Consider the following 4,476-nt stretch of genomic DNA (forward strand, 5'->3'; position numbering starts at 1 on the left):
ACTGGGGTGCGTGCCGAGGAGACCGCGGCTCGGCGGACGTGGCGGCTGTTCGAACCGGCGCACGCCGTCACCTACCTCGCGCCGGCCTGCGCTGGAAGCGCCTGCGCGACCCGGTCACCGTGGTCGGCGAGATGGACGCCGCCGCCCGCGAAGCCTGCTGGGAACTCAGCGCGATGCCTGTCGCCAGTCTTGTGCCGTAGCGGGGGCGCATAATGCTCTTACTTTGAAAAGTAGGAGGCCTCGATGCGGATCACGTCCAAGGGCCAGGTGACGATCCCGGTAGAGATCCGAGAGAAGGCCGATCTCCTCCCGGGCAGCGAAATAAAGATTATTTTTGATGACGACGGCGTCCACATCGTGCGCGTGGAGTCAGGTCCGGGCGATGGGCGCGGCCAGCGCATTGTGCGCCGGCTTCGTGGCACGGCTCCGCCGGGCATGTCCACAGATGAGATCATGGCGTTCACCCGCGACGAGTGACGTCCGTCCTGGTTGACAGCAACGTGCTGCTCGACCTGCTTGGTGACGATCCCCGGTGGGGCGACTGGTATGCCGATGCGATCGCGGCGGCCGCGGATGAGGCGCAGCTCGTCATCAATCCTATTATCTACGCGGAGGTCTCCGTCCGCTATCCGCGGATAGAGGATCTCGATGACACGCTCCGGCCAGAGGTCTTTCGACGTGACAGTCTCCCGTACCCGGCGGCCTTCCTTGCTGGCAATTCCTATACGAACTACCGCCGACGGGGTGGGACGAGGACATCGCCCCTGCCAGACTTCCTGATCGGCGCACACGCGGCCGTCGCCGGCTATCGGCTGCTTACTCGCGACGCCGTCCGGTACCGGACGTACTTTCCGAAGGTCGAGCTGATCGCACCTTGATGTTCGGCGCCCCGGACGCGGCCGCTGCGAAGCCTGCTGGGAGCTCGGCGCGGCTACCTCCGCGGCCCTGATGCCCTGATGCCCTGATGAGGGCGGGCGAGACGGGCACCTTTTCAAGATTGCCTCGACCCCTACGCCAGCGAGGGTGCTGCGACCAGATCTACTACCCCTGTCTGGACGCGACCGTGGGTCGGCCGTACGCCTTGTATGTCCACGGGAACAACGGCACCGCCGGCGCAGTGCGTGCGGGCGCGGCCATTTCATTCGTTTCCTCCTGTTTTGACCGTCTTCAACAACCCCTGCACGGAACAATGCGCGGCGGGATTGGGCACCGGGAGATTCAAGCCGCGGCGAGGATGGTGGCGGCTACGCGGTCGGGGTGGTCGAGGGGGAGGAACGTGCGGCCGCCCGCAACGGTCTCGAGGGTCGCGTCGGCGAAGGTCTCGACGAGGCGTCGACCGAGGTCGACGCGGAAGTAACGGTCGGCGTCGCCCCACAGGAGGCGGACTGGCTTCGCTACCTTCCCGAGCCGTGTCGAGACGTCGAGCAGGTCCCTCGGGTCGATGCCACGGGCCAGTTTCGCCACGTCGCGTCGGACGCTCCCGTCGGCCAGCGGCCTGACCCAGGCACTGGTCATCTCGGGGTCGAAGGGCCTGCTCGCCAGGGGGCCGAATCCGAGTCGACCGTGCCGCAGCCGCACGGAACGGAGGCTGAGGGCGATCATCGAGACCAATGCCGGGTGGCGGAGCGCGCGCACGAGCAGCGTGAATGGGGGAGGGGGAAATGTGTCGAACGCGTCGCAGTTGGTCAGCACGACCCGGCCGATACGGGCCGGGTCGGTGTCGAGGACGAACTGGGCGATCGCACCGCCGGTGTCATTGCCGACGAGGGTGATGTCCCGCAGGTCGAGCGCTGCGATGAGGTCGAGCACTAGGCGGGCAACGCCCCGCGGGGTGAGGTCGGCGTCGGGATGCATCGGCGTCGGGTGGGCTCCAAGGGGCAGGCTCGGCGCGTAGCTGCGCACGCCGCGCTCGGCGAGCAGGTCGGCCACGGCGGCCCACAGCTGGCCGTCAACGAGGAGCCCGTGCAGGAACACCACCGGCGGCCGGTCGGACGCGTGCGGCCCCGCCGCGCGGTACGAGACTTGGCCTTGGGGCAGGTCGATGACGTCAACAGACAGTGAGGCTTTCATGACAAAAAACATACAGACAGACTGTATGTAAAACAATAGTGCTGACGGAGGAGAATCGGTCCGTGCCCGCGTTGCCAAGCCCAGAACCGCAGTCCCAGCGGCGCCGCCAGGTGGACCGTTCCGCGGCGACGCAGGCGGCGTTGATCGCGGCGGGCCGGCGGCTGTTCGCCGAGGAGGGCTTCGCCTCGGTCGGAACGGAGGCGATCGTGGCGGCAGCCGGGGTGAGCCGGGGGGCGCTCTATCACCAGTTCGTCGACAAGTCCGCCCTGTTCGCCGCGGTCGTCGAGGCCGTCGAGGCGGACGTCGCGGCCCGCATCGCGGCCGAGGTCGCTGCCGTGGGCTCAACCGACCCGATCGAGGCGCTGAGGCTGGCCGCGCGTGCCTGGTTGCGGATTTGCGTCGAGCCGGAAGTCCACCGAATAGTCCTGCTCGACGGACCGTCGGTGTTGGGCTGGGCCGAGTGGCGGGAACTATGCGCCCGCCACGTCTTTGGCCTCGTCCGAGACGTGCTCGCTTGGGGTATCGACGCCGGCCGCATCCGGCGGCAACCGGTCGGACCGCTCGCCCACGTCCTCATGGGGGCCAGCGACGAGGCAGCCCTCTACATCGCCCGGGCAAACGACGCCGAGACAGCCCGCGCCGAGATGGCCAACGTTTTCGAGCTCCTCATCGAGGGACTCACCCGCTGAGGAGCCGACCCCTTGGGCCGGCTGACCGCCCTGGTTGATGGTACTTCTGCGATTGCGTACATTATCCGATCTTGGAAACGATCGCACGAAGGCCATACGCCCTGTACGTGCATGGCGGTAGCGACAACACAGGCGCCGTGCGTTCGGTGGAAACGATCGCGACGGGCCTGCGCTGGAAGCGGCTGCGGGACCCGGTGACGGTACTCGGCGCCACGACGGCCGCAAGTCTGATGGAGACCTGACGCCACGATCCTCGCGGCGCATGCTCTCGTGCTCAAGGCCGCTGCGGCGTTAAATGACGGGTGTGGCAATCCGAGAGGTGACGGTGATGGCCGACTACCGCGCCTTTCCGCTGTGGTCCGGCGAGAGAAGCGGGATGCTCTCGCCCGACGCGCTGCAACTGACCGACGTGCTGCGCGACGAGCTCGTCCGGTGGTCGGCCGACTACGACCGCTGGCTGAGCGCTAACGGCTACTGCTGGCCGAGCGAACAGGTCCAGACCGACTGGAACGAGCGAGGCTACGCACTGGCGGGCCGCGTCGCCCAGGAACTGGGGTCCTCCTACGAGGTCGCGTTCTTCGACGAGCTGCTGCAGCGCACCGTCGCAGTGACCGCTTGATTCCGCCCTGCTTTAGATATTCTGTCCGATCCGTCGCGTCCAGGCAGTCCCTGATCAAACAAAAGATCTACAAGGAGCTCTGACATGCGATCGACAGCCCGGATTCTTGATGAATCCCAAATCCCAGCGTCCACGCGCGTACGATCGCCAAAGCCATCGGTGGGGTCGACTGGCGCCGCGAGATACACCGGCCGTGAACACCGGTTGCTCCAACTCCAGCGCCAGGCAGGTAACATCGCCGTGGCCGCCGCCGTTGCACGTCAACCCGATGCCGGCGCTGCGGCGACGACTGGTGTACAGGCTGGTCGGTTCGCTAACTCAGGAACCAGCCAGCTCGGCCGAAGGCTCGGGTTCATTCCTGTCGGTGCCTATTTTGCGAACGGTATCGAAATCGTCTTCGACCTCGATCCGGGCGCTCGCGCCCGATACACGGAGTTGCATCCCAGGCAATGGTCCGGTCCCGAAGCAGTCTATTTCAAGACTGGTCCGCCGCTGAGCTCGTCGTGGCAGACGATGCTGCGTGGGAGCGGTAGTGGCGCGGACGACCCGCTGCCAGAAAGCCAGCGGATTACCGACCGCGCAGTTGTCTACGACGACAGCCCCGGCGTCTCGGTGCTGGGACACAGGGGACACACGTGGATACACGTGGTCCAGAACTTCACCGGCTGGGTCCAGGGCCGACCCAGATCGGGGGGTGCAGTGCGACGGCTCACCGAAGCCGTCGCCTGGCACAGCGTCATCAGCGTGGTCAATCCCGAAGCGGGCCACGATGGTGGTAGCAGTTATCACGAGACAGCGGACACGAGAAGCGGTCCCGGGTGGGTCCCGCTGGACCACCCGGGATTCTGACCGAACCATGCCGGCTCTGCAGGAGAATGAATTCACCCAAACTCCGACACGAAACCGTGTCAGGCAGTTGGGCGTAGTAGGAACTCTCGACGTTGAGAGATAGCTGGGCGCGGCAGCTGCCGCAAGCCTCATGAACCACGCCTGATACACCGGCATCAGGACACCTTCGCTCACCGGCGGGTTCCATCACCGGCGGGTTCCGCGATCTCTGCGGCGATCGCCGCGGCCACCTGGAGAGCAGCGACCATG

The 4,476-nt window shown here is 66.4% G+C and carries 6 protein-coding genes and 1 pseudogene; 6 read left to right on the top strand and 1 reads right to left on the bottom strand.

Features of this window, described 5'->3' with window-relative positions; translation table 11 throughout:
* The 3 genes and pseudogenes from U9980_RS22970 to U9980_RS22980 all read left to right on the top strand — a co-directional run.
* Positions 1-200: pseudogene (locus U9980_RS22970) on the top strand (hypothetical protein); the annotation flags it as partial.
* A gap of 43 nt (positions 201-243) precedes the next feature.
* Positions 244-477 carry an AbrB/MazE/SpoVT family DNA-binding domain-containing protein gene (locus U9980_RS22975; protein ID WP_322769842.1) on the top strand — a complete coding sequence of 78 codons (234 nt, stop codon included), beginning with the start codon at positions 244-246 and terminating at the stop codon, positions 475-477.
* A complete protein-coding gene (locus U9980_RS22980; RefSeq protein ID WP_322769843.1) occupies positions 474-878 on the top strand; it encodes a type II toxin-antitoxin system VapC family toxin in 405 nt (134 codons plus the stop codon). The genes U9980_RS22975 and U9980_RS22980 overlap by 4 nt, the downstream gene beginning before the upstream one ends.
* A 340-nt stretch (positions 879-1,218) precedes the next feature.
* Here the strand turns inward: U9980_RS22980 and U9980_RS22985 are convergent, their stop codons facing one another.
* On the bottom strand, positions 1,219-2,070 hold the full coding sequence (locus tag U9980_RS22985; protein ID WP_322769844.1) for an alpha/beta fold hydrolase: 852 nt from the start codon (positions 2,068-2,070) through the stop codon (positions 1,219-1,221).
* Between the two features lie 62 nt (positions 2,071-2,132).
* Between U9980_RS22985 and U9980_RS22990 the strand changes: the two genes are divergently transcribed.
* The 3 genes from U9980_RS22990 (at position 2,133) to U9980_RS23000 (ending at position 4,227) form a co-directional block, all read left to right on the top strand.
* Positions 2,133-2,759: a TetR/AcrR family transcriptional regulator gene (locus U9980_RS22990; protein ID WP_322769845.1), complete on the top strand. Its 627-nt coding sequence runs from the start codon at positions 2,133-2,135 to the stop codon at positions 2,757-2,759.
* Positions 2,760-3,087: 328 nt separating this feature from the next.
* Positions 3,088-3,378, top strand: a complete 291-nt coding sequence (locus U9980_RS22995) for a hypothetical protein (protein ID WP_322769846.1) — start codon at positions 3,088-3,090, stop codon at positions 3,376-3,378.
* Between the two features lie 513 nt (positions 3,379-3,891).
* Complete coding sequence (locus U9980_RS23000; RefSeq protein ID WP_322769847.1) at positions 3,892-4,227, top strand: hypothetical protein; 336 nt, start codon at positions 3,892-3,894, stop codon at positions 4,225-4,227.
* The last annotated feature ends 249 nt before the right edge of the window (positions 4,228-4,476 follow it).

It is taken from the genome of Protofrankia sp. Cr1 (assembly GCF_963555865.1).
Classification (GTDB): Bacteria; Actinomycetota; Actinomycetes; order Frankiales; family Frankiaceae; genus Protofrankia.